Genomic DNA, 19,450 nt, shown 5'->3' with positions numbered 1-19,450 from the left:
GCCTGACGACGACGACGGCCGGATGCAGGGATGCGCCGGCCATGACCTTCGATCAGGCGGTGACAGGCGGTGCGCGAGGATGGGTATCGGGCGGGAACAGCTGGCGGTGATGCGCCTCTGCCGGCTGCGGCAGAACGACGGTGGCGGCCATGGCCATACGCGTGCCGACGGCATCGGCGGGCGACGGGAGCAGAACCGCGGTCGAGATGCGGCAGGCTTCACAAGCGGCGGCGGCGGCGTGCGTCTTCCCCCTGCCGTCATCCGACGGCAGACAGAGTTCGGGCAGGCTGCCATCCGGCAGGGTCAGGGTGGCAATTTCATCCGGGGAGAATTGCTGTGCGGGTGCCAAGACCGGTCGATGGGCGAGGCCGAGCAGGACCAGCGCGACGACGCAGATCATGCGTATCGCTCGGTCAAAGCTCATCCGGACGCCCGTTTCCGTCATTCCATCCCCCGACAGACGCGCTTGACTAGCATTCAGACAGGCCGCTCACAAGCGGTGATGCAACGCCGTTTCGATGCGAGCGGAAACGCCGAAACAGGGCGACCTGGAACAGGCGCCTCTTAACGTACAGCGCCCGGCTCAGGCGGCGGGATGGCTGCGCATCTGGCCGGGCGTGCGGCCATAGGTGCCCTTGAAGACGCGGGTAAAATGGGACGTGTTCTGGAAGCCGACCTGAAGCGCGATATCGATCAGTGAAGCATTGGTCTTGGTGACCAGCATCTTGGCACGCTCCATGCGCAGCTTGGTATAGATACGGGCCGGGGAGACATCGATCTTCTGGGCGAAGAGGCGTTCCAGCTGGCGGCGCGACAGGCCGACGGAGCGCGCGAGCTGGTCGATGGTCAGCTCGTTTTCCAGGCTCTGTTCCATCAGGATCAGCACCGCCTTCAGTCTTGGATCGTCGCAGTCGATGGTCAATGGCCTGCGGACCTGGATGTCCTTGTTCGTGCGGGCCTTTTCGATCTGCAGCACTTCCAGCGCATTTCGCTCGGCGTCGTGGCCGAGATACTGCCGGACGATGAAGGCGGCGAGATCGGCGGAACTGCTGCCACCGGCACAGGAGCCACGGCGGCGGTCGAGATTGAACAGGCGGTCGGAGCGCACCTCGTGATCGGGGAATCGATCGCGGAACTCCTGATAATGCAGCCAGCTGACACAGGTCTGGTGGTTCTTCATCAATCCGGCTTCGGCGAGGATGAAGGTGCCGGTGCAAAGCCCGATCAGCGGGACTTTCTGCGCCTCGGCCTTCCTCAGGAAGGCGATGGTCTGATCGTCCACGGCCGGCTGACGGCCGAGCAGGCCGCCGACCACGACGATATAGTCGAAGCGGCTGGGATCAACGAAATCGCTGGTGGGCGCGACCTGCACCCCGCAGCTGGAGGTGATGAGGTGGCGCGTGCTGCCGATGACCTGCCAATCGGCGAGCACGCGGCCGGAACGATCATACTGGTCGCTGGCAAGCCGGATGGTATCGATGAAGAGCGCAAAGGCGGAGAGCGTGAAGGACCGTGACAGCACGAAGCCGATCTTCAGCCGCGGCTTTTTTGTTCCCTCTTCAACCGACATTGGTTCATTCTCCACAATCCGGCGCGATCGCCGAAACTGACGCTAGCAGGGGGAAGGTATCGCTGCAATCGAAGCGAATGCGTGGACGTCACGCACACGGCTCTGCTTCGGGCCGGAGCGGTGTGCCGACCGCGCAGGATGCGTCAATTCCTGGCAATGGGAGGGAGATGGCATGGCTTCCGGTCGAGAATATGACAATAGAACTGTTCCGATGCTGGTGAGATCGGCGGCAACGCCGTGGGCGTGCCCTTGCTGCTCCAACGGGCGCAATCTCCCCCGTGGTGCAAATCCTGTTCCCCGGCTATTTTTTGCCAGGTCCGCCAATTGATTGTGGAGAAGGCCATGACTGCGGGTCTCCGCTCCGCTGCTGGCGATCAAGATCGACACTCATCGGCCGCGAATGGCAGAGCGATGGTTTCCGTATCCGTGCGGGGATTGCGAACAGCGGCTAAACGGCTCGCTCAGCGCAATCTGCAAAAACAGCTTTTTCTGAATTGTATGGCGGACAGGGTGGGATTCGAACCCACGGTACGCTTTCACGCACACACGCGTTCCAGGCGTGCGCCTTAAACCACTCGGCCACCTGTCCAGGGGGATCGCGGGGGGAAAATCACCGCGGTTGGTCGGGCGCGATATATACCGAGGAATTCCGGCGGATCAACCGAAATCTATCAGAATTTTGACATCAGCCGACAATTCCCTATCTATAAGGCCGAGCGCGGCGGGTTGGAGGCCGTGCCGGGCCTCAGCCGGAGACATTGATCGTGCGATTCCTGTTCAGGATCTTGAGTTTGCTTGCGCTTTGCGTCGGCGTTGTGTTCGGCGTCGTGGATTCGATCGCGTCGGTATCGGCGTCGCAGGTCATCATTACCCCTCTCTCGGAGGCCTGGATCGACGCACATCCGGGCTCGCTCATGGCGCTCGAAGGCATGGTCGAGCAACGGTTCGGCGATGGTGCCTGGCTTGCGCTGCGCGATGTGGTTCTGCCGCAACCGGCTTTCGCCGCCTGTCTCGTTCTGGCGCTGGCATTCTGGGTGATCGGCTACAAGAAACCGTCTGCCGCCGGGCGTTTCGCCGCCTGATTTGATGGAGACCGCCTTGAAGGGTCGGGTCATGCAGCAGCAAGAACCGCGCTGTGTCCGTTTCAGCCACGGCCTGCGACCAACGACCCATTGGCCGGAACTGCAAATAATGCCGCATTCGACAATTCGCCTTCGGGCTTAACTGCATAAAATGAGAAGTAGCGGGCCGACATGCGGCCCAGGAGGTAGCAGATGTTCCTGATCGACATGTTCAACAAGAAGACTGTCATGCCCACGGCAGAAAACGCCCTTCCCGGCCGCTCCGAGCCGATCCCGACGGCGTCCACGCATTTCATCTCCGGCCTTCCGCTCAAGGGCCCCACGCCTGACGGCATGAAGACCATCTATCTTGGCATGGGTTGTTTCTGGGGTGCCGAACGTCTGCTCTGGCAGACGCCCGGCGTGCACCTGACGGTCGCCGGATATCAGGGCGGGATCACGCCCAATCCGACCTATCAGGAAACCGTCACCGGCCTTACCGGCCATACCGAGGTGGTCAAGGTGGTCTATGATCCCGCGACAATTTCGCTGGAGGGCCTGCTCAAGATCTTCTTCGAAGCCCATGATCCGACTCAGGGCATGCGTCAGGGAAATGATATCGGCACCACCTATCGCTCGGCCATCTATGTGGAGGACGAGGAGGACATGGCGGTTGCCGTCGCCGTGCGCGACCGGTTCCAGGATGCGCTGGTCACGGCCGGTCGCAACAGCCGGGTGACGACGGAGATCGCCCAGGCTGGCCCATTCTATTATGCGGAAGACTATCACCAGCAGTATCTGGCGAAGAACCCGAACGGCTATTGTGGGTTGCGCGGGACGGGTGTCTCCTGCCCGATCACACCTGCGGCCTGAGGGCAAATGCCCAATGGGGCAGCAGAAATCACATTGATCTGACTGATTTTTCAGCGCCGGGCACTGAAAAATCAGCAGACTTGTGAATTTTTACCAGATGAAAAAAATCTGGTGAATTTTCATACCAGCCATGCAAGGATGATCGCCAGCCAAGACCTCCGAGACAGGGGGCGGCGGTTCCGCAGACATGTCTTTCTCTTCAGGAAAGGCTTGCGGGAGGACCCAACAAGATCAATAGCAACAACAGGGCTGCATTATGAAGAAAACCCTCCTCAGTCTCTTTGCCTTGGCCGCGATGTCGGCGACCGCGCTTGCGGCCGATGTCAAGCCGGCGCTGGTCTACGGCACGGGCGGCAAGTTCGACAAATCCTTCAACGAAGCCGCCTACGGTGGCGCCGAGAAGTTCAAGGCCGAAACCGGCGTCGACTACCGCGATTTCGAGCCGACCAGCGACACGCAGGGCGAACAGGCGATCCGCAACTTCGCTTCGCGCGGCTTCAACCCGATCGTCGCCGTTTCCTTCGCCTGGACCTCGGCCGTCGAAAAGGTCTCCGCCGAATTCCCGGACACGCAGTTCGTGATCGTCGACTCGGTCGTCGACAAGCCGAATGTCCGCTCGGTCGTCTACAAGGAAGAAGAAGGTTCGTATCTCGTTGGCCTGCTCGCCGGCATGGCATCGACCACCGGCAAGGTCGGCTTCGTCGGCGGCATGGACATCCCGCTGATCCGCAAGTTCGCCTGCGGCTACGAGCAGGGCGCACGTGCGGCCAAGGCCGACATCCAGGTCTTCCAGAACATGACCGGCACGACGGGCGCTGCCTGGAACGACCCGGTTCGCGGCGGTGAGCTCACCAAGAACCAGATCGACCAGGGCGCAGATGTCGTCTACGCGGCAGCCGGCGCCACCGGTCTCGGTGTGCTGCAGACGGCTGCCGACAACGGCAAGCTGTCGATCGGCGTCGACTCCAACCAGAACCACCTGCACCCGGGTTCGGTTCTGACCTCCATGGTCAAGCGCGTCGACCTCGCCGTCTACAACGCCTACGCGGACTCGAAGAACGACAAGTTCACGCCTGGCCTGCAGGTTCTCGGCGTTGCTCAGGAGGGTGTCGCCTATGCCCTGGACGACAACAATGCCAAGCTGATCACCGAAGAGATGAAGGCTGCCGTCGAGAAGGCCAAGGCCGACATCGCTGCGGGCACCATCAAGGTCCATGACTACATGTCGGACAATTCCTGCCCGAAGTGATCTGAAATCCGGGCGCAGGACGGCTCCAGTGTCGTCTTGCGCCCTTATTGTATGTCTGGGGGACCGGAATGAGTGCAGCGAACCAGGCACCCGCGATCGAATTGATCGGCATCGACAAGAAGTTCGGTGCGGTGCATGCCAACAAGAACATCAATCTGACGGTCGCCAAGGGTTCGATCCACGGCATCATCGGTGAAAACGGCGCAGGCAAGTCGACGCTGATGTCGATCCTCTACGGCTTCTACCAGGCCGATCACGGATCCATCCATATCGACGGCAAGCCGATCACGATCAAGGACAGCCAGGCCGCCATCAGCGCCGGGATCGGCATGGTGCACCAGCACTTCATGCTGGTCGAAAATTTCTCCGTGCTCGAAAACCTGATGCTCGGCGCGGAAGGCGGCGCCCTGCTCGGCAAGGGCACCGATGCCGCGCGCACATCGCTGAAGAAGCTGGAGGAAGACTACGAACTGGAAGTGGATCCCGACGCGATCGTCGAGGAACTGCCCGTTGGCCTGCAGCAGCGCGTTGAAATCCTGAAGGCGCTCTATCGTGGCGCCGAGATCCTTATTCTCGACGAGCCGACCGGCGTTCTGACCCCGGCCGAAGCCGACCACTTGTTCAAAATCCTCGGCGTGCTGCGCGACCAGGGCAAGACGGTCATCCTGATCACCCACAAGCTGCGCGAGATCATGGCGATCACCGATACGGTGTCGGTCATGCGCCGCGGCGAAATGGTCGCAACCCGCAAGACGTCGGAGACAACCGTCGAGGAACTTGCAGAACTGATGGTCGGCCGCCGCGTGCTCCTGCATGTGGAAAAGCAGCCGGCCAATCCGGGCGAAATTTTCCTCTCGGTGCGCAACCTGACCGTCAAGGACGGCCGTGGTGTCGTCATGGTCGACGACGTCTCCTTCGACGTTCGCTCGGGCGAAATCGTCGGGATCGCGGGCGTGGCCGGCAATGGTCAGAGCGAATTGCTGGAGGCGATCACCGGCATCCGCAAGCCCACCTCCGGCGAGATCTGGATCAACGGCCAGAATGTTGCCGGACTTGATCCGGCGGAGCTGCGTGGCATCGGCATTGCTCATATTCCGGAAGACCGCCATCACATGGGCCTGGTGCTTCCCTTCGAGGAAAGCCAGAACGCCATCCTCGGCTATCACCGCGACGAGCGCTATGGCAAAGGCCCGTTCCTGAACCCCGACCTGATCCGCAAGGGGGCGGCCGAGGAGATCGAGAAATACGACATCCGGCCGCCAAACCCGCGGCTTAAGACCGCCAATTTCTCCGGCGGCAACCAGCAGAAGATCGTTGTTGCCCGCGAGATCGAGCGCGACCCGAAGCTCCTGATCGTCGGCCAGCCGACCCGTGGCGTCGATATCGGTGCGATCGAATTCATTCACAAGCGGATCGTCGAGACGCGCGACGCCGGCAAGGCCGTGCTGCTCGTCTCCGTCGAACTGGACGAAATCCGCTCGCTCTCCGACCGTATCCTGGTCATGTTTGCCGGCAAGGTCGTCGGAGAGAAGACGCCTGACACAGGCGAACAGACACTCGGCCTGATGATGGCCGGTATTGCCGCTTGAGGATTTGATGAGCACTGCATCCGTACCCCTTCCGAACTGGATCAATTATGCGCTGCTGCCGCTGATCAACCTCACGCTCGCCTTCCTGGTGTCGGGCCTGGTGGTGTGGATCATCGGCGAGAACCCCTGGGAGGCGCTCAAGCTGATGCTGGAAGGCGCACTTGGCAGCGGCGAAGGCATTGGCTTCACCCTGTTCTATGCGACGAACTTCATCTTCACCGGGCTCTCCGTCGCGGTTGCCTATCATGCCGGCCTGTTCAACATCGGCTCCGAAGGCCAGGCCTATCTCGGCGGCCTGGGGGCGGCGCTTGCCGCTCTGGCACTCGACCAGTACGTCCCGTGGTATGTCACCATGCCGTTCGCGATCATGGCAGCCGCCCTTTTCGGCGCGGCCTGGGCGCTGATCCCGGCCTGGCTGCAGGCCAAACGTGGAAGCCATATCGTCATCACGACCATCATGTTCAATTTCATCGGCGCAGCGCTGATGGTTTACCTGCTGGTCAACGTGCTGATCGTTCCTGGCAAGATGGCGCCCGAGACCCGCACCTTCCTCGAGGGTGGCCAGTTGCCAAAGCTCGATTGGCTGATCGCCATGTTCGGTGGCAAGCTCGGGCCTGCACCGTTCAACGTGTCGTTCCTGATCGCACTCGTGATGTGCGTTCTGGTCTGGGTGCTGATCTGGCGCACCAAACTCGGCTACGAGATGCGTACACTCGGAATCAGCCGGTCGGCCGCCGCCTATGCCGGCATCCCCTATGTGAAGATCGTTATCATCACCATGTTGATCTCGGGTGGTCTCGCCGGCATGATGGCGCTCAACCCTGTGCTCGGGGCCTCGGCCCGCCTGCAGGTGGAATTTGTGGCGGGCGCCGGTTTCGTCGGCATTGCAGTCTCGCTGATGGGACGCAACCATCCGCTCGGCATCGTGCTTGCTGCCATCCTGTTTGGCATTCTCTACCAGGGCGGAGCCTGGCTTTCGTTCGATATGCCCAACATCACCCGCGAGATGATCGTGGTCATCCAGGGTCTGGTGATCCTGTTTGCCGGCGCACTCGAATTCATGTGCCGTCCGATGATCGTGCGCATCTACCAGACACTGACAAAGGCCTGAGGACGCGACCATGGAATCATTCGACATGCTCATCAGCATCCTCGGCTCGACGATCCGTCTGTCGATCCCGCTGATCCTGGCTGCGCTCGCCGGCCTCTATTCCGAACGGGCCGGCGTCTTCGACATCGGGCTCGAGGGCAAGATGCTGGCGGCGGCCTTCGCGGCGGCCTGCGTTGCCTATCTCACCGGTTCGGCCTGGCTCGGCCTGTTCTCCGGTATTGCCATATCGCTCGTCTTCTCGCTGATCCACGGCTTTGCCTCGATCACCAATCGCGGCAACCAGATTGTTTCCGGCGTGGCGCTCAACTTCGTCGCAGCAGGCCTCACCGTCGTGCTTGGGCAGGCCTGGTTCGGCCAGGGTGGCCGCACCCCGCAGATTTCGGGTGACGCCCGCTTTTCACCGATCATCCTGCCGGGTGCCGACGTGATGCGCGACGTGCCCTTTGTCGGGCCGCTCTATTCGAACGTCATCTCGGGCAACAATATCCTCACCTACATCGCCTTCCTGGCAGTACCGATCTCCTGGTGGGTGCTCTATCGCACGCGCTTCGGCCTGCGCCTTCGCGCCGTCGGTGAAAACCCGGGTGCCGTCGATACGGCCGGCATTTCCGTCACCTTCCTGCGCTACCGGGCCGTTCTGATGGCCGGCCTTCTCTGCGGAATTGCCGGCACCTATCTTGCGATCGCCCAGTCGGCAGCCTTCATCAAGGACATGTCGGCAGGCAAGGGCTTCATCGCGCTCGCGGCCCTCATCTTTGCCAAGTGGAAGCCGGTGCCCGTCATGTTCGCCTGCCTGCTGTTCGGCTTCCTCGATGCGCTTGCAAACTTCATGCAGGGCAAGGAGATCCCGGTCATCGGCGAAGTGCCGGTCCAGCTCTTCCAGGCGCTGCCCTACATCCTCACCTGTATTCTGCTTGCAGGCTTCATCGGCTCTGCCAATCCGCCGAAGGCTGGTGGCGTGGCCTATTCCAAGGAGCGTTGATCATGGCGCATGATCTTTTCGAAGCTGCGCGCGACGCAATGAAACATGCGCATGCGCCCTATTCCAAATTTCCGGTGGGCGCTGCGATCCGTGCGGATGACGGCCGCATCTATACCGGCGCCAATATCGAGAACCTCTCCTTCCCGCAGGGCTGGTGTGCCGAGCCGACCGCAATCGGCTGCATGATCATGGGCGGGGGCAGAAAGATCGTCGAAATGGCCGTGATTGCCGAGAAGCTGGCCCTTTGCCCGCCCTGTGGCGGCTGCCGGCAGAAGATCTCGGAATTCGCATCCGCCGACACCAAGATCTATCTCTGCGATGAGGCCGGCGTACAGAAGGCCATGACCATGGACGAACTTCTGCCGCTCAGCTTCAAGACGGACGTGCTCGGATGAAGCCCGCGGTGGATCTGCTCGTGGAGCGCCTCAAGGGGCTCATGCCGCGCCATGCAATCGTGCTCGGATCCGGCCTGGGCTCGCTGGTGAACGAGGTGCGGGATGCCGTGCGTGTTCCCTATTCGGAGCTGCCCGGCTTCCCCCTGAGTGCAGTTTCCGGCCATGCGGGCGAGCTGGTCGCCGGCATGCTGGGCCAGACGCCTGTGATCATGATGGCGGGCCGCGTGCACTATTATGAACATGGCGATCCGACCGCGATGCGCATCCCGATCGACGTGCTGAAGGGGCTTGGCGTGACAACGCTGATCCTGACCAATGCGGCCGGGTCTCTGCGCGAGGACATGCCCCCGGGCTCCGTCATGCAGATCACCGATCACATCAACTTCTCGGGCAAGAACCCGCTGATCGGCGAGCCGAGCGACGGGCGCTTCGTGGGCATGACCTCGGCCTATGATGTCGAGCTGCAGACAGCGATGCGGGCGGCAGCGGAAGCGGAGGGCGTGCCGCTATCTCAGGGTGTCTACATGTGGTTCTCCGGCCCGAGCTTCGAAACACCGGCAGAGATCCGGATGGCACGCGTGCTCGGTGCCGACGCGGTTGGCATGTCAACCGTGCCGGAAGTCATTCTCGCCCGTTTCTACGGCATGAGGGTTGCGGCCGCCTCCGTGATCACCAATTATGGGGCAGGCATGACAGGTGGCGAGCTGAGCCACGACGAAACCAAGGACATGGCGCCGATCGGCGGCACCCGTCTGGCCACCATCCTGAAGCGGATGATCGGCGGAGGAAATGACATTGAATAATCAGGAATTGCGCGCTGTCGCATCGCGGGCGCTTTCGCTGCTCGACCTCACCAACCTGAAGGACGACTGCACGCCCGACCAGATTGTGACGCTGTGCGCGCGCGCCCAGAGCGCCTTCGGCCCAACGGCTGCGATCTGCATCTGGCCGCGCTTCGTCATGCAGGCCCGCACGCTGCTCGGCCCCGATAGCCCGATCCGTATCGCGACCGTCGTCAACTTTCCCTCAGGAGGGATGAAGACAGAAGACGTGCTGGCAGAAACGCGGGATGCCGTGGCGGACGGTGCCGACGACATCGACCTCGTGATCCCTTACCGGGCGCTCGCCAAGGGCGACGCGCAGGCTGTGACCGACATGGTTTCGGCGGTCAAGGGCGCCTGTGGCCCGGCGATCCTGAAGACGATCCTGGAAACGGGTGAACTCAAGGATATCTCTCTGATCCGCCGTGCCTCCGATCTTTCGATCGCGGCCGGGGCCGACTTCATCAAGACCTCGACCGGCAAGGTTGGCGTCAATGCGACGCTCGAAGCGGCCGACATCATGCTGCAGGCGATCCGCGACAGCCGCCGGAAGGTGGGTTTCAAACCGGCCGGTGGCATTTCGACGGTGGCGGATGCCGGCCATTACCTGAGGCTCGCCGATACGATCATGGGTGAGGACTGGGTGATGCCATCGACATTCCGCTTCGGGGCTTCGGGCCTGCTCGACGACATTCTGGCCGTTCTCTCCGGCGCGCAGTCACCTACCGTGGCATCGGGGTATTGAACCATGCTTCCCCAAGAGATCATCCGGCGCAAGCGTGATGGCGGGACCCTCAGCCGGGACGAGATTACCGGCTTCATCGAGGGGCTTTCCCGAGAGACGATTTCCGAGGGACAGGTCGCGGCATTCGCCATGGCGGTGTTCGTTCGGGGCATGACGCCGGACGAGATCGTGGCGCTAACTCTTGCGATGCGCGATTCGGGCGAGGTGCTGTCCTGGGCCGGCGTTGGAAGACCCGTCGCAGACAAACATTCCACCGGTGGTGTGGGCGACAATGTCTCATTGATGCTGGCACCGATCGTCGCAGCCTGCGGCCTTGCCGTACCGATGATTTCTGGACGTGGCCTTGGCCATACCGGAGGGACGCTCGACAAGCTGCAGTCGATCCCCGGCTACAATGTGATGCCCGACAATGTCACCTTCCGCCGGACGGTGGATCGCGCCGGCTGCGCGATCATCGGCCAGACGGGGGATCTGGCACCGGCCGACAAGCGTCTCTATGCGATCCGCGACGTGACGGCGACGGTCGAATCCATCCCCCTCATCACCGCCTCCATCCTTTCCAAGAAACTGGCCGCCGGGCTCGAAAGCCTCGTGCTGGACGTCAAGGTCGGCAATGGTGCCTTCATGGCGAAGGCCGAGGATGCCGAGGCGCTGGCGCGCTCTCTGGTCAGGGTGGCCAATGGGGCTGGCGTCAAGACCACGGCACTTCTGACCGACATGAACGAGCCACTTGCCGACTGTGCCGGCAATGCCATCGAGGTTCAGAATGCCGTCGATTTTCTGAAAGGCCAGAAGAGCGGTACGCGGCTCGAAGAGGTCACCCTGGCACTCGGCGCCGAAATGCTGGTCAATGCCGGCGTGGAGACCGATCAGACGGTGGCGCTGCGCCGTTGCCGCGAGGTTCTCACGTCCGGAAAGGCTGCGGAGATCTTCGGCCAAATGGTCAGCGAACTTGGCGGACCTGCCGATTTCATGGAGAGGGCGGAGACCTACCTTCCCCGCGCCAAGGTCGAGGTGGCCGTTCTTGCAGAGCAGGACGGTTATCTGAGCGCCTGCGACACGCGCGGGCTCGGTCTCGCCGTAGTCTCGCTCGGTGGTGGTCGCCAGCGTCCGAGCGACAAGATCGACCACGGCATGGGCCTCGCCGGCTTCAAGCCACTGGGAACCAAGGTTGCAAAGGGTGAGCCGATCGCCTTCGCTCACGCAAATGACGAGGCGGCAGCCACTCAAGCCGCGAAAACAGTGGCCGCGTGCTATCGCATATCGGACAAGAAGCCGGCCGACGCGCCGGTGATCGGGCTCAGGATCGGCGCAGAGTAAGGGCCATATTGCCTTACTGGATCATCCGCAGCGTCTGCTTCTCGGCTGTGTAGGACTTGAGCTTCTTCATGAAGCTCATGCCGACCAATGTTGAGGACAGGGATTCGTCGCCGAGTACAAAGGCGTCGACATCACGAACCCGGATGCTGCCGATCTCAACGCGGTCCAGCACGATATGGGCGGCCTTGATGGAGCCGTTGGCCGTATTCACCTGATAGCGGAAGTCGAGCGCGGCGGGGCTGAAACCCAGGCGGCGGGCGGTGGAAACATTGATTGCAACCAGCGAGGCGCCGGTATCGACCATGGCGTCGACAGGCTTGCCGTTCATCTTGAACGTGCCTGCGTAGTGACCGCCCGGTCCCATTGTGAGGACCGTCTGACCCGCTTGCGTCGCCGAAGGCTTGGCCGCAATCTCTTGGGGAGCGGTTGCCTCGCGTTCGACCAGCATTGCCTGGACCTTCTCCGCGATCGTCGGCCACTGGCTGGCGGACAGAGCGAGCGTCAGGACGGTGAACAGCGTGCGAGCGAACATCAGCGACCCCCCGTTGAGCGATGCGCCGATCGTAGCAGCCAGCCGCGAGAAACGGGATAACAGGCGATGCAAAACGGCCCGAAACCAGGGTTTCGGGCCGCCAAAGCTTGTAATCTGGTTAAGAAATCACTTCGTCCCGTACATGCGGTCGCCGGCATCGCCGAGGCCGGGCATGATGTATCCCTTCTCGTTGAGATGGCTGTCGATCGACGCGGTGAAGATCGGCACGTCCGGATGGGCGGCGTGGAAGTTCTTGATGCCTTCCGGTGCTGCCAGCAGGCAGAGGAAACGGATGTTCTTCGCGCCGCGTTCCTTGAGCTTTTCGATCGCCGCGATCGAGGAATTGCCGGTGGCGAGCATGGGGTCGACGACAATGATCAGACGCTCCGACAGAGCTTCGGGCGCCTTGAAGTAATATTCGACGGCCTGCAGTGTCTCGTGATCGCGGTAAACGCCGACATGAGCGACGCGGGCAGCAGGCACCAGTTCCAGCATGCCTTCCAGAAGGCCGTTGCCGGCGCGCAGGATCGAGGCGAAGACCAGCTTCTTGCCCTCGAGGATCGGCGACTGCATCTCGGTCAACGGAGTCTCGATCGTCTCCATGGTGAGCTCAAGATCGCGGGTGACCTCGTAGCAGAGCAGCGTGGAGATTTCCCGCAAGAGGCGGCGGAAGCTCGAAGTCGACGTTTCCTTCCGGCGCATGATCGTCAGCTTGTGCTGCACGAGGGGGTGATCGATGACTGTTACGCCGTCCATGGTCGAGCCTTCTTTTCTTGTTTTCTGATTTGTTTCTATTTTCACATTCTCTTGGACGCCTGCAAGAGCGATGCCGGATTTTGCCAGGTCTTCAACAGGCGCGGGCTCACAGGCGGGCGAGAAGCCGCGTCCTTGTCTCCTCATCGACAAAGGCCGCCTCGATCGCGGTACGCGTCATGCCATCGATCTCCGCGTCGGTGAAGCCGAATTCGCTCGATGCCCAATCATATTCCTGGGCAAGCGACGTGCCGAAGAAGGGTGGATCGTCGGAATTGATGCAGACTTTCACACCTGCCGCGTGGAACTTGCGCAACGGGTGGCTTTTGAAATCCGGGAAGACATTGAGCGCGATGTTGGAGCCCGGGCAGACTTCGAGGACTGTGCCGAGATCGACGAGGCGGCTGACGAGGTCCGGATCCTCGATGGCGCGGACGCCGTGTCCGATCCGCGCGGGCTTCACGATGTCGAGGGCATCCGTGACGCTGAAGGCGCCGCAAACTTCACCGGCATGGATGGTGAGGCCAAGGCCGGCCTCGCGGGCGATATCGAAGGCACGGGCGTAATCCGCGACGCGGCCCATGCGCTCCTCGCCGGCCAAGTTGAAGCCCGTGACGAGCGGGTTGTTGCTGCGGGCGGCATATGCGGCAGCTGCGATGACGCTTTCAGGGCCGAAATGGCGTTCGCCGGTGACGATGATGCGGGCCTCGATGCCGGTTGCAGCCTTTGCGGCCTCGATGCCGGCGGTGATGCCGGAGAGGTAGGTGTCAGCGCCGAGGCCAATGCGGTCGCCGTGATCAGGCGAGACGATGAGCTCGCTGTAGATCGTGTCGACGGCTGCAAGTTCGCGCAGATAGGTCTCCGTCAGAAGGGCATAGTCCTCCTCGGTGCGGAAGAGCGCGGCGACACGGTCATAAGCCTTGATGAATTCGGCAAAATCGGTCCAGGCATAGATGCCCTTATGCATGAAGGTCGCAGCGTCAACGCCGTATTTTTGCGCCTGAGCCAGGGCCAGCGCCGGTGGTGCTGCACCCTCGATATGACAGTGCAGTTCGGCCTTTTTCAGTCGTTTCGTCACAGGAAGCTCCGTCCGTAGCGGCCAGGAGCGATCCCCAGATGCGCCGCGATGGTTTCGCCAATATCGGCATAGGTGTTGCGGACACCGATGTTGCGCGAGCGCACGCCGGGGCCGAAGCACATTATCGGAACGCGTTCGCGCGTATGGTCGGTGCCGCGCCAGGTGGGATCACAGCCGTGGTCGGCCGTCATGAGAACAATGTCGCCGGGCTTCAGCTTGCGATGGACTTCCGGCAGGCGGCGATCGAAGGCTTCGAGCGCTGCAGCATATCCCGGCACATCGCGACGGTGACCGAAGAGCATGTCGAAATCGACAAAATTGGTGAAGACGAGATCGCCATCTTCCGCCTCGTCCATGACCTTCAGGGTCGCATCCATCAAAGCCATGTTGCCATTGGCCTTGATGACGCGCGAGACACCCTGGTGGGCGAAGATATCGCCGATCTTGCCGACGGCATGCACCTTGCGGCCGGCTTCCACCAGGCGATCGAGCAGGGTCGGCTCGGGGGGCAGGACGGAATAGTCGCGACGATTGCCGGTGCGTTCGAAAGTCTGGACGGTTTCGCCGATGAAGGGTCGGGCAATCACACGGCCGATATTCAGGGGATCGAGAAGCTTGCGTACGATCTGGCAGAGGTCGAGCAGGCGTTGCAGGCCGAAATGGGTTTCGTGGGCTGCGATCTGGAAAACGGAGTCGGTCGACGTGTAGCAGATCGGCTTGCCGGTGCGGATGTGTTCCTCACCAAAGCGGGCGATCACTTCCGTGCCCGAAGCGTGGCAATTGCCGAGGACGCCGGGCAGATTTGCCTCCCGGCAGATCGCCTCGACGAGATCGGAGGGGAAGGCTTCGTCGCCTTCCGGAAAGTAACCCCAATCGAACATGACAGGCGTGCCGGCGATTTCCCAGTGACCGGAGGGCGTGTCCTTGCCTTTGGAGACCTCACTGGCAGCACCGTGGAGGCCGAAGACCCGCTCGGGGATCGGCATGGCGTCCGGCGTCTTGCCGGTTGCGAGCCTGGCGGCCGCCAGGAGGCCGAGCGCGGACATGTTGGGCAGGGTCAATGGGCCCTGGCGAAGGCCTTGGCGATCACCGGCGCCGGCGGCACAGAATTCGGCGATGTGCCCAAGCGTATCGGAGCCATCATCGCCATAGGCGGGCGCATCGGGAGCACCACCGATGCCGAAGGAATCGAGAACGAATATGAAAGCGCGTGCCATGTGGAACCCACGGCCGGGTCTGGTTTGCTGGTCTGCCGGCCTTCGCCAGCATCCTTAGCGCCTTGCCGGGATCTTGGCAAACATGCCCTTCAGCAGCCGCTGCAGGCAACATCCTTGCCCAGACGCTGGCGGAAATAGAACTCCCGGGCGAGCGTCAGGCTCTTCGTCTCGGTACCCGTGAGACCGGGAAGATACATCATCAACTCGTGCGACACGCTGAGTTCACTGCGGATGAGGAAAGTGTCTTCCACCAGCATGTCGGAGGGGACAGGCGCGTCGGTTCCGACCGCATAGGGTGCGATGCCGGTCGTCGACCAGGACCAGGCCACCTTGGCTGCCTTGGCCGAGTTGATCTTGATCCCGCTGATCTTGATCACCAGGTTGTTGGAAGGATAGGGCACGAAGATCGCGCCTGATACGTCGGACATCGTCGTGAGAAAGGTCTTGGTCACCGTATCCTGGCGCGCGACGAGATCTGCCACCGTGCTGCTCGCCAGCGAGGCCTTCTTGGCGACGCTGAGGCCCATGGTGAGCTCGAAGGCCATCAGATAGAGAACGATGAGCATCGGCGCGATGATCGCAAACTCGACGCCGCCAACGCCCTGCCGGTCGCGAGCGAGGCGGCGCAGCGTGTCGGAGACGGCTGCTCCCGCAAACCGAAGACGAGCGAACAGGGATATCTCTCTGCCTCTTGCGGTCATGGGTAATTCTCGTTCTGGAACGCGGTTGTGGCCACGATCAGGAAGTCGGACGGCAGCGAACCGTCAGATGGTCGGATCGTCGTGATGTAGGGGCGGATGAGATCGGTGATCACCTGCCAGCGATAATAGGCACGCAGCATGTTGATCGTGGAAGGGCCGCCGGGCGTGAATTTGAAACTGGTCGGATCGATGTCGGAGAAGGTGTCCGTCGAGGCCCGCGGGATGGTCTTCGGGATGGCGCCGAAGGTCGCGAAGGTTCTGGCATCGATGTAGAGCTTGCTCGGGGTCGAGATCTCTGTTTCCGAGCACTGGATCATGATGTCGACTTCATCACAGAAAGCCTTGCGGAACTTCAGCACGTCCATGTCGGTATCAGGCCGGTTCAGCTGGTAGGTGATCTGCCCGGTACGCAACTGTCGTCCGAGTGTGTTGACCGCGTTGGTCACCAGTTGTTCGGCGGCAAAGGCCACAAAGGTTTCGATGATCGCGAAGATGATCATGAAGTAGGGGATTGCGAGGATCGCGAATTCGATGGCTGCTGCACCATCCCTGGATCGCGCGAGCTTCCGCCACAGACGGAACCGTGGCCGCCGGCTGTTTTCAGCCTGATGATGTCGATCTGTGTCGTGGCTCGTCATGGCCTGTTCATCCCCAAAGATGGACAAAGGCTACGGGTCAAATGTTGATTTTCCGTTTCCCGAATCTTTACACTTTGCCGAACCCGCTCAACGGAAATCTCGTACACTTTATGGCGTGGCGCCCGTCGTCGCGTGTTCTTCGCAGTTCGGCGTACAGGAAAGGACCGTGCGTTCCGTCGACTTGAACACGCGCACCGTGCTCGATTCGTCGATCGACACCAGGATGCGCTCGTCGACGATGGCATTGCCGTCGGCATCAAGAAGGACGAGGTTGGTCGTGCCGTATGAGCGCCCGGTGAGAACAATCGTGCGGGCATCCGCGACAGTCGCATCGGCGACTTGCGAGTTGCCGACGATCACCTTGCTGACGGGCCGGTCGAGCTTCAGGACGCGGGCGCTGTTCATATAGACGCGCAAAATGCCCTCGTCTTCCGCCTGAACGGCAGGCGCCGGTGACAACATGGCCAGCGCCAGGAACATGACGGCAGCTACGGCAAAATGACGATCTGACATGGACATGCCCTTGAATACGCGCGTGAAGAGGTGCCGAGAGGATGCCCGGCTTAGGTGAATGAAGGGTTAAACCGGAAAGCGGCGCGCTGTGCGGGCGGCTGGACGCGGTCGTGCATGCGTCACCGACTGAAAATGTGCACGTCCATCTGCCGGCTCAAACCCCGACTGCCTCGATCCGGGACAGATCGAGCCTCAAGAGGGGATCGCACCCATGAATTCGATCACCGGAGTGCCGTCCGTTGCATGGCGCACGTCCGGCCACGACTTCGTCAACAGGGCCAAAACACCGAAAATCCGGGGGCTTCAGTCGCATCTTAGCGACCTCCTGCAGCATTCGTTTACCACAGCAACGGCTAAGGCTGCTTCACGATCTGGTAACCGTTTTTCTTAAGTCGATGGCAACACGGCGCCGGTTAGGTTTGCGACATCCGAGCAGCGGTAAACAGTTGCCGGCAGTGCTGATCAACCTCGCGGAGTAGGAGAATAACATGACCAAGCTTTTCGCACGTTTCATCAAGGACGAGTCCGGCGCAACCGCCATCGAGTACGGCCTCATCGCCGCCCTGATCTCGGTCGCCCTGATCACTGGCGCCTCGACCCTCGGTGGCGCTCTGAACAACACGTTCGTCAACGTCGGCGCCAAGATGGGCCAGGGCGTGACGGCTAGCCAGTAATATACTGGCGGATCTGTCGAGATCAGGGAAAGCCGCCAGCGCATGGCGGCTTTTCCAGTTTCTGGATAATTTGAAGCATTCGCCGTTTGCCAATTGCAAACAGATTTCAGGCAGAGTGGCGATCTGACTGGGGAGCTTCACATGTATAATGCAGCCGTCTTTCTCATCCTTCCTATCTGCCTCGTGCTGGCAGCCTTGACGGACTTCCTGGAGATGAAAATCCCGAACGGGATTCCTGCTCTCCTCGCTGCATCGTTTGCGCTGATCATACCGTTCAGCGGCCTCGAGCTCGTCGAGATCGGCTGGCATCTGGCAGCCGCACTAATGGTGTTCGCCATCTGTTTTGCATTCTTTGCTTTCAATGTCATGGGTGGTGGAGACGCCAAGATCCTCACCGCCTCTGCACTCTGGTTCGGCTTCAACACCTCCCTCTTCGAGTTCCTGATGTTCACCTGCTATCTCGGCGGCCTTCTGACGGTTGCAGTGATCCTGCTGCGGGCAAACTGGGATAAACTGGAAACGGTCGGGATGAGGCTGCCCCAGACTCTCATGGTTGCCAAGAAAGTCCCCTATGCGATCGCCATCGGAGCTGCCGGGCTTTTGACCTATCCGGATTCTCCATTGGTGCAGGCCGCTATTCGGAGCACGCACTGATCGGGCGCGAAGAAACCTTCCGTTAACTACGATTGTAAGCGGCTCATTAACTATAAGTACACCAATTCCTGATCAATCTCTTGGGCAGAACCTATTGCGTCGCCCGAGGATCGATCATGAAACCCGCCCGTCTCATCATACTCGCCGTTGCCGTAGTGGCCGCCGGTATGGCCGGTCTCCTCGCCATGCGGCTGAGCGGCAACCAGACCGTCATCGTTCAGGATTCCATCGTCGAGAAGGAGCCGAGCATCGATGTTCTGGTCTCGGCTAAAAACCTGCCGGTTGGCGCGCGTCTCGATGAAACCTCCATGCGCTGGATGCCCTGGCCGCAAGGCAGTGTCGTCGATGGCTTCATCACCTCCTCCACGCGGCCGGATGCTCTGACCGAGCTCACGGGCGTCGTTGTCCGCCTGCCAGTGTTCGAGGGCGAGCCACTGCGCCGCGAAAAGATCGCCGATTCCTCCTCCCGCATCCTCTCCGCGCTTCTGCCATCCGGAAAACGCGCGGTCTCGACCGAGATCTCTGTCGCGACAGGTGCGGGCGGCTTCATCCTGCCGAACGACCGCGTCGACGTGATCATGGTGCGCAAAGGTGACGAGGACAACTTCCTCACGGAAACCATCCTGTCCAACGTGCGTATCCTCGCCATCGACCAGCAGATCGAAGAAGCACCTGATGGCTCCAGATCAGTCATCGGTACGACAGCAACGCTGGAGCTGACGCCAGAACAGACCAAGGTCATGGCCGTCGCCCAGCAGATGGCCGACCGTTTGTCCCTCGCGCTGCGTTCCGTCGCCGATGCCCAGGAGGAAGACACCTCGGCCGCCGACCACCTGCTGAGCGGCGGGGACGGTCAGCCGACCATTCAGGTCATCAAGTCCGGCGAGGTCGTCAAGTCGACCTCCTCGACCGCCAATTCCATGCAGTGAGTGGGGACACATCGTGGCCAGCCTGACGCACAAATTCAGAGTTTC

At 61.4% G+C, this 19,450-nt stretch carries 22 protein-coding genes and 1 tRNA gene; 13 read left to right on the top strand and 10 right to left on the bottom strand.

Annotated elements, in window-relative coordinates:
* Positions 1-52 precede the first annotated feature (52 nt).
* The 3 genes from QTL56_RS16465 to QTL56_RS16455 all read right to left on the bottom strand — a co-directional run bounded on the left by QTL56_RS16465 (position 53) and on the right by QTL56_RS16455 (position 2,159).
* The gene (locus tag QTL56_RS16465; protein ID WP_245134170.1) at positions 53-445 is read right to left on the bottom strand and encodes a hypothetical protein; all 393 of its coding nucleotides are present in this window, start codon (positions 443-445) and stop codon (positions 53-55) included.
* Positions 446-583: 138 nt separating this feature from the next.
* The gene (locus QTL56_RS16460) at positions 584-1,570 is read right to left on the bottom strand and encodes a GlxA family transcriptional regulator (RefSeq protein WP_245134168.1); all 987 of its coding nucleotides are present in this window, start codon (positions 1,568-1,570) and stop codon (positions 584-586) included.
* Positions 1,571-2,069: 499 nt separating this feature from the next.
* Positions 2,070-2,159, bottom strand: a tRNA-Ser gene (locus QTL56_RS16455).
* A 172-nt stretch (positions 2,160-2,331) separates the two neighbouring features.
* Here QTL56_RS16455 and QTL56_RS16450 point away from each other — a divergent pair.
* The 10 genes from QTL56_RS16450 to deoA all read left to right on the top strand — a co-directional run bounded on the left by QTL56_RS16450 (position 2,332) and on the right by deoA (position 11,716).
* Complete coding sequence (locus tag QTL56_RS16450) at positions 2,332-2,652, top strand: hypothetical protein (protein WP_370660368.1); 321 nt, start codon at positions 2,332-2,334, stop codon at positions 2,650-2,652.
* Between the two features lie 192 nt (positions 2,653-2,844).
* Positions 2,845-3,504: a peptide-methionine (S)-S-oxide reductase MsrA gene (gene msrA, locus QTL56_RS16445; protein ID WP_245134165.1), complete on the top strand. Its 660-nt coding sequence runs from the start codon at positions 2,845-2,847 to the stop codon at positions 3,502-3,504.
* A 256-nt stretch (positions 3,505-3,760) separates the two neighbouring features.
* A complete protein-coding gene (locus tag QTL56_RS16440; RefSeq protein ID WP_229573598.1) occupies positions 3,761-4,753 on the top strand; it encodes a BMP family lipoprotein in 993 nt (330 codons plus the stop codon).
* A gap of 68 nt (positions 4,754-4,821) precedes the next feature.
* The gene (locus QTL56_RS16435) at positions 4,822-6,342 is read left to right on the top strand and encodes an ABC transporter ATP-binding protein (RefSeq protein WP_245134161.1); all 1,521 of its coding nucleotides are present in this window, start codon (positions 4,822-4,824) and stop codon (positions 6,340-6,342) included.
* Positions 6,343-6,349: 7 nt separating this feature from the next.
* Positions 6,350-7,453 (top strand): ABC transporter permease, encoded by a 1,104-nt coding sequence (locus QTL56_RS16430; RefSeq protein WP_229573600.1) that lies wholly within the window; start codon positions 6,350-6,352, stop codon positions 7,451-7,453.
* 10 nt (positions 7,454-7,463) lie between these two features.
* Positions 7,464-8,435 carry an ABC transporter permease gene (locus QTL56_RS16425; protein WP_229573601.1) on the top strand — a complete coding sequence of 324 codons (972 nt, stop codon included), beginning with the start codon at positions 7,464-7,466 and terminating at the stop codon, positions 8,433-8,435.
* A 2-nt stretch (positions 8,436-8,437) separates the two neighbouring features.
* Complete coding sequence (locus tag QTL56_RS16420) at positions 8,438-8,830, top strand: cytidine deaminase (protein ID WP_229573602.1); 393 nt, start codon at positions 8,438-8,440, stop codon at positions 8,828-8,830.
* Positions 8,827-9,633 (top strand): purine-nucleoside phosphorylase, encoded by an 807-nt coding sequence (locus QTL56_RS16415; RefSeq protein WP_245134159.1) that lies wholly within the window; start codon positions 8,827-8,829, stop codon positions 9,631-9,633. The genes QTL56_RS16420 and QTL56_RS16415 overlap by 4 nt, the downstream gene beginning before the upstream one ends.
* The gene (deoC, locus tag QTL56_RS16410) at positions 9,626-10,396 is read left to right on the top strand and encodes a deoxyribose-phosphate aldolase (RefSeq protein ID WP_245135463.1); all 771 of its coding nucleotides are present in this window, start codon (positions 9,626-9,628) and stop codon (positions 10,394-10,396) included. Before QTL56_RS16415 ends, deoC begins: the two co-directional genes overlap by 8 nt.
* A gap of 3 nt (positions 10,397-10,399) precedes the next feature.
* Positions 10,400-11,716, top strand: coding sequence for a thymidine phosphorylase (gene deoA, locus QTL56_RS16405; protein ID WP_245134158.1), 1,317 nt, complete (start codon positions 10,400-10,402; stop codon positions 11,714-11,716).
* Between the two features lie 13 nt (positions 11,717-11,729).
* Here deoA and QTL56_RS16400 read toward each other — a convergent pair whose 3' ends face one another.
* From QTL56_RS16400 to QTL56_RS16370, 7 genes are all read right to left on the bottom strand, one after another.
* Complete coding sequence (locus QTL56_RS16400; protein ID WP_245134151.1) at positions 11,730-12,248, bottom strand: TIGR02281 family clan AA aspartic protease; 519 nt, start codon at positions 12,246-12,248, stop codon at positions 11,730-11,732.
* 126 nt (positions 12,249-12,374) lie between these two features.
* On the bottom strand, positions 12,375-13,004 hold the full coding sequence (upp, locus tag QTL56_RS16395) for a uracil phosphoribosyltransferase (protein WP_113458212.1): 630 nt from the start codon (positions 13,002-13,004) through the stop codon (positions 12,375-12,377).
* Between the two features lie 106 nt (positions 13,005-13,110).
* The gene (locus tag QTL56_RS16390) at positions 13,111-14,079 is read right to left on the bottom strand and encodes an adenosine deaminase (RefSeq protein WP_245134149.1); all 969 of its coding nucleotides are present in this window, start codon (positions 14,077-14,079) and stop codon (positions 13,111-13,113) included.
* Positions 14,076-15,296: a phosphopentomutase gene (locus tag QTL56_RS16385; protein ID WP_245134147.1), complete on the bottom strand. Its 1,221-nt coding sequence runs from the start codon at positions 15,294-15,296 to the stop codon at positions 14,076-14,078. The genes QTL56_RS16390 and QTL56_RS16385 overlap by 4 nt, the downstream gene beginning before the upstream one ends.
* 89 nt (positions 15,297-15,385) lie before the next feature.
* Complete coding sequence (locus QTL56_RS16380) at positions 15,386-15,997, bottom strand: TadE/TadG family type IV pilus assembly protein (RefSeq protein WP_229573609.1); 612 nt, start codon at positions 15,995-15,997, stop codon at positions 15,386-15,388.
* The gene (locus QTL56_RS16375) at positions 15,994-16,635 is read right to left on the bottom strand and encodes a TadE/TadG family type IV pilus assembly protein (protein WP_229573610.1); all 642 of its coding nucleotides are present in this window, start codon (positions 16,633-16,635) and stop codon (positions 15,994-15,996) included. Before QTL56_RS16375 ends, QTL56_RS16380 begins: the two co-directional genes overlap by 4 nt.
* 108 nt (positions 16,636-16,743) lie before the next feature.
* On the bottom strand, positions 16,744-17,115 hold the full coding sequence (locus QTL56_RS16370; protein ID WP_229573913.1) for a pilus assembly protein N-terminal domain-containing protein: 372 nt from the start codon (positions 17,113-17,115) through the stop codon (positions 16,744-16,746).
* A gap of 521 nt (positions 17,116-17,636) precedes the next feature.
* On the opposite strand from QTL56_RS16370, the gene QTL56_RS16365 reads away from it, so the two are divergent.
* From QTL56_RS16365 to cpaB, 3 genes are all read left to right on the top strand, one after another.
* Entirely contained in the window at positions 17,637-17,822 is a 186-nt protein-coding gene (locus tag QTL56_RS16365; RefSeq protein ID WP_229573611.1) for a Flp family type IVb pilin, read from the top strand.
* Between the two features lie 141 nt (positions 17,823-17,963).
* Positions 17,964-18,476 (top strand): A24 family peptidase, encoded by a 513-nt coding sequence (locus QTL56_RS16360; protein ID WP_245135461.1) that lies wholly within the window; start codon positions 17,964-17,966, stop codon positions 18,474-18,476.
* 116 nt (positions 18,477-18,592) lie between these two features.
* Positions 18,593-19,405 carry a Flp pilus assembly protein CpaB gene (gene cpaB / locus QTL56_RS16355; RefSeq protein ID WP_229573613.1) on the top strand — a complete coding sequence of 271 codons (813 nt, stop codon included), beginning with the start codon at positions 18,593-18,595 and terminating at the stop codon, positions 19,403-19,405.
* Positions 19,406-19,450: the final 45 nt, after the last annotated feature.

This window comes from Peteryoungia algae, from assembly GCF_030369675.1.
GTDB classification, from domain to species: domain Bacteria; phylum Pseudomonadota; class Alphaproteobacteria; order Rhizobiales; family Rhizobiaceae; genus Allorhizobium; species Allorhizobium algae.
Note: the sequence above shows the minus strand (reverse complement) of the source record. Positions and strands in the feature narration are given on the sequence as shown.

Excerpts from the sequence above, each read along its gene's own strand:
- QTL56_RS16375 (WP_229573610.1), bottom strand. The coding sequence starts at position 16,635 with ATGACGAGCCACGACACAGATCGACATCATCAGGCTGAAAACAGCCGG.
- QTL56_RS16365 (WP_229573611.1), top strand. The coding sequence starts at position 17,637 with ATGACCAAGCTTTTCGCACGTTTCATCAAGGACGAGTCCGGCGCAACC.
- upp (WP_113458212.1), bottom strand. The coding sequence starts at position 13,004 with ATGGACGGCGTAACAGTCATCGATCACCCCCTCGTGCAGCACAAGCTG.
- QTL56_RS16435 (WP_245134161.1), top strand. The coding sequence starts at position 4,822 with ATGAGTGCAGCGAACCAGGCACCCGCGATCGAATTGATCGGCATCGAC.
- QTL56_RS16420 (WP_229573602.1), top strand. The coding sequence starts at position 8,438 with ATGGCGCATGATCTTTTCGAAGCTGCGCGCGACGCAATGAAACATGCG.
- QTL56_RS16380 (WP_229573609.1), bottom strand. The coding sequence starts at position 15,997 with ATGACCGCAAGAGGCAGAGAGATATCCCTGTTCGCTCGTCTTCGGTTT.
- QTL56_RS16430 (WP_229573600.1), top strand. The coding sequence starts at position 6,350 with ATGAGCACTGCATCCGTACCCCTTCCGAACTGGATCAATTATGCGCTG.
- QTL56_RS16360 (WP_245135461.1), top strand. The coding sequence starts at position 17,964 with ATGTATAATGCAGCCGTCTTTCTCATCCTTCCTATCTGCCTCGTGCTG.
- QTL56_RS16440 (WP_229573598.1), top strand. The coding sequence starts at position 3,761 with ATGAAGAAAACCCTCCTCAGTCTCTTTGCCTTGGCCGCGATGTCGGCG.
- deoA (WP_245134158.1), top strand. The coding sequence starts at position 10,400 with ATGCTTCCCCAAGAGATCATCCGGCGCAAGCGTGATGGCGGGACCCTC.
- QTL56_RS16415 (WP_245134159.1), top strand. The coding sequence starts at position 8,827 with ATGAAGCCCGCGGTGGATCTGCTCGTGGAGCGCCTCAAGGGGCTCATG.
- QTL56_RS16370 (WP_229573913.1), bottom strand. The coding sequence starts at position 17,115 with ATGTTCCTGGCGCTGGCCATGTTGTCACCGGCGCCTGCCGTTCAGGCG.
- QTL56_RS16385 (WP_245134147.1), bottom strand. The coding sequence starts at position 15,296 with ATGGCACGCGCTTTCATATTCGTTCTCGATTCCTTCGGCATCGGTGGT.
- QTL56_RS16425 (WP_229573601.1), top strand. The coding sequence starts at position 7,464 with ATGGAATCATTCGACATGCTCATCAGCATCCTCGGCTCGACGATCCGT.
- cpaB (WP_229573613.1), top strand. The coding sequence starts at position 18,593 with ATGAAACCCGCCCGTCTCATCATACTCGCCGTTGCCGTAGTGGCCGCC.
- QTL56_RS16465 (WP_245134170.1), bottom strand. The coding sequence starts at position 445 with ATGACGGAAACGGGCGTCCGGATGAGCTTTGACCGAGCGATACGCATG.
- QTL56_RS16400 (WP_245134151.1), bottom strand. The coding sequence starts at position 12,248 with ATGTTCGCTCGCACGCTGTTCACCGTCCTGACGCTCGCTCTGTCCGCC.
- QTL56_RS16460 (WP_245134168.1), bottom strand. The coding sequence starts at position 1,570 with ATGTCGGTTGAAGAGGGAACAAAAAAGCCGCGGCTGAAGATCGGCTTC.
- msrA (WP_245134165.1), top strand. The coding sequence starts at position 2,845 with ATGTTCCTGATCGACATGTTCAACAAGAAGACTGTCATGCCCACGGCA.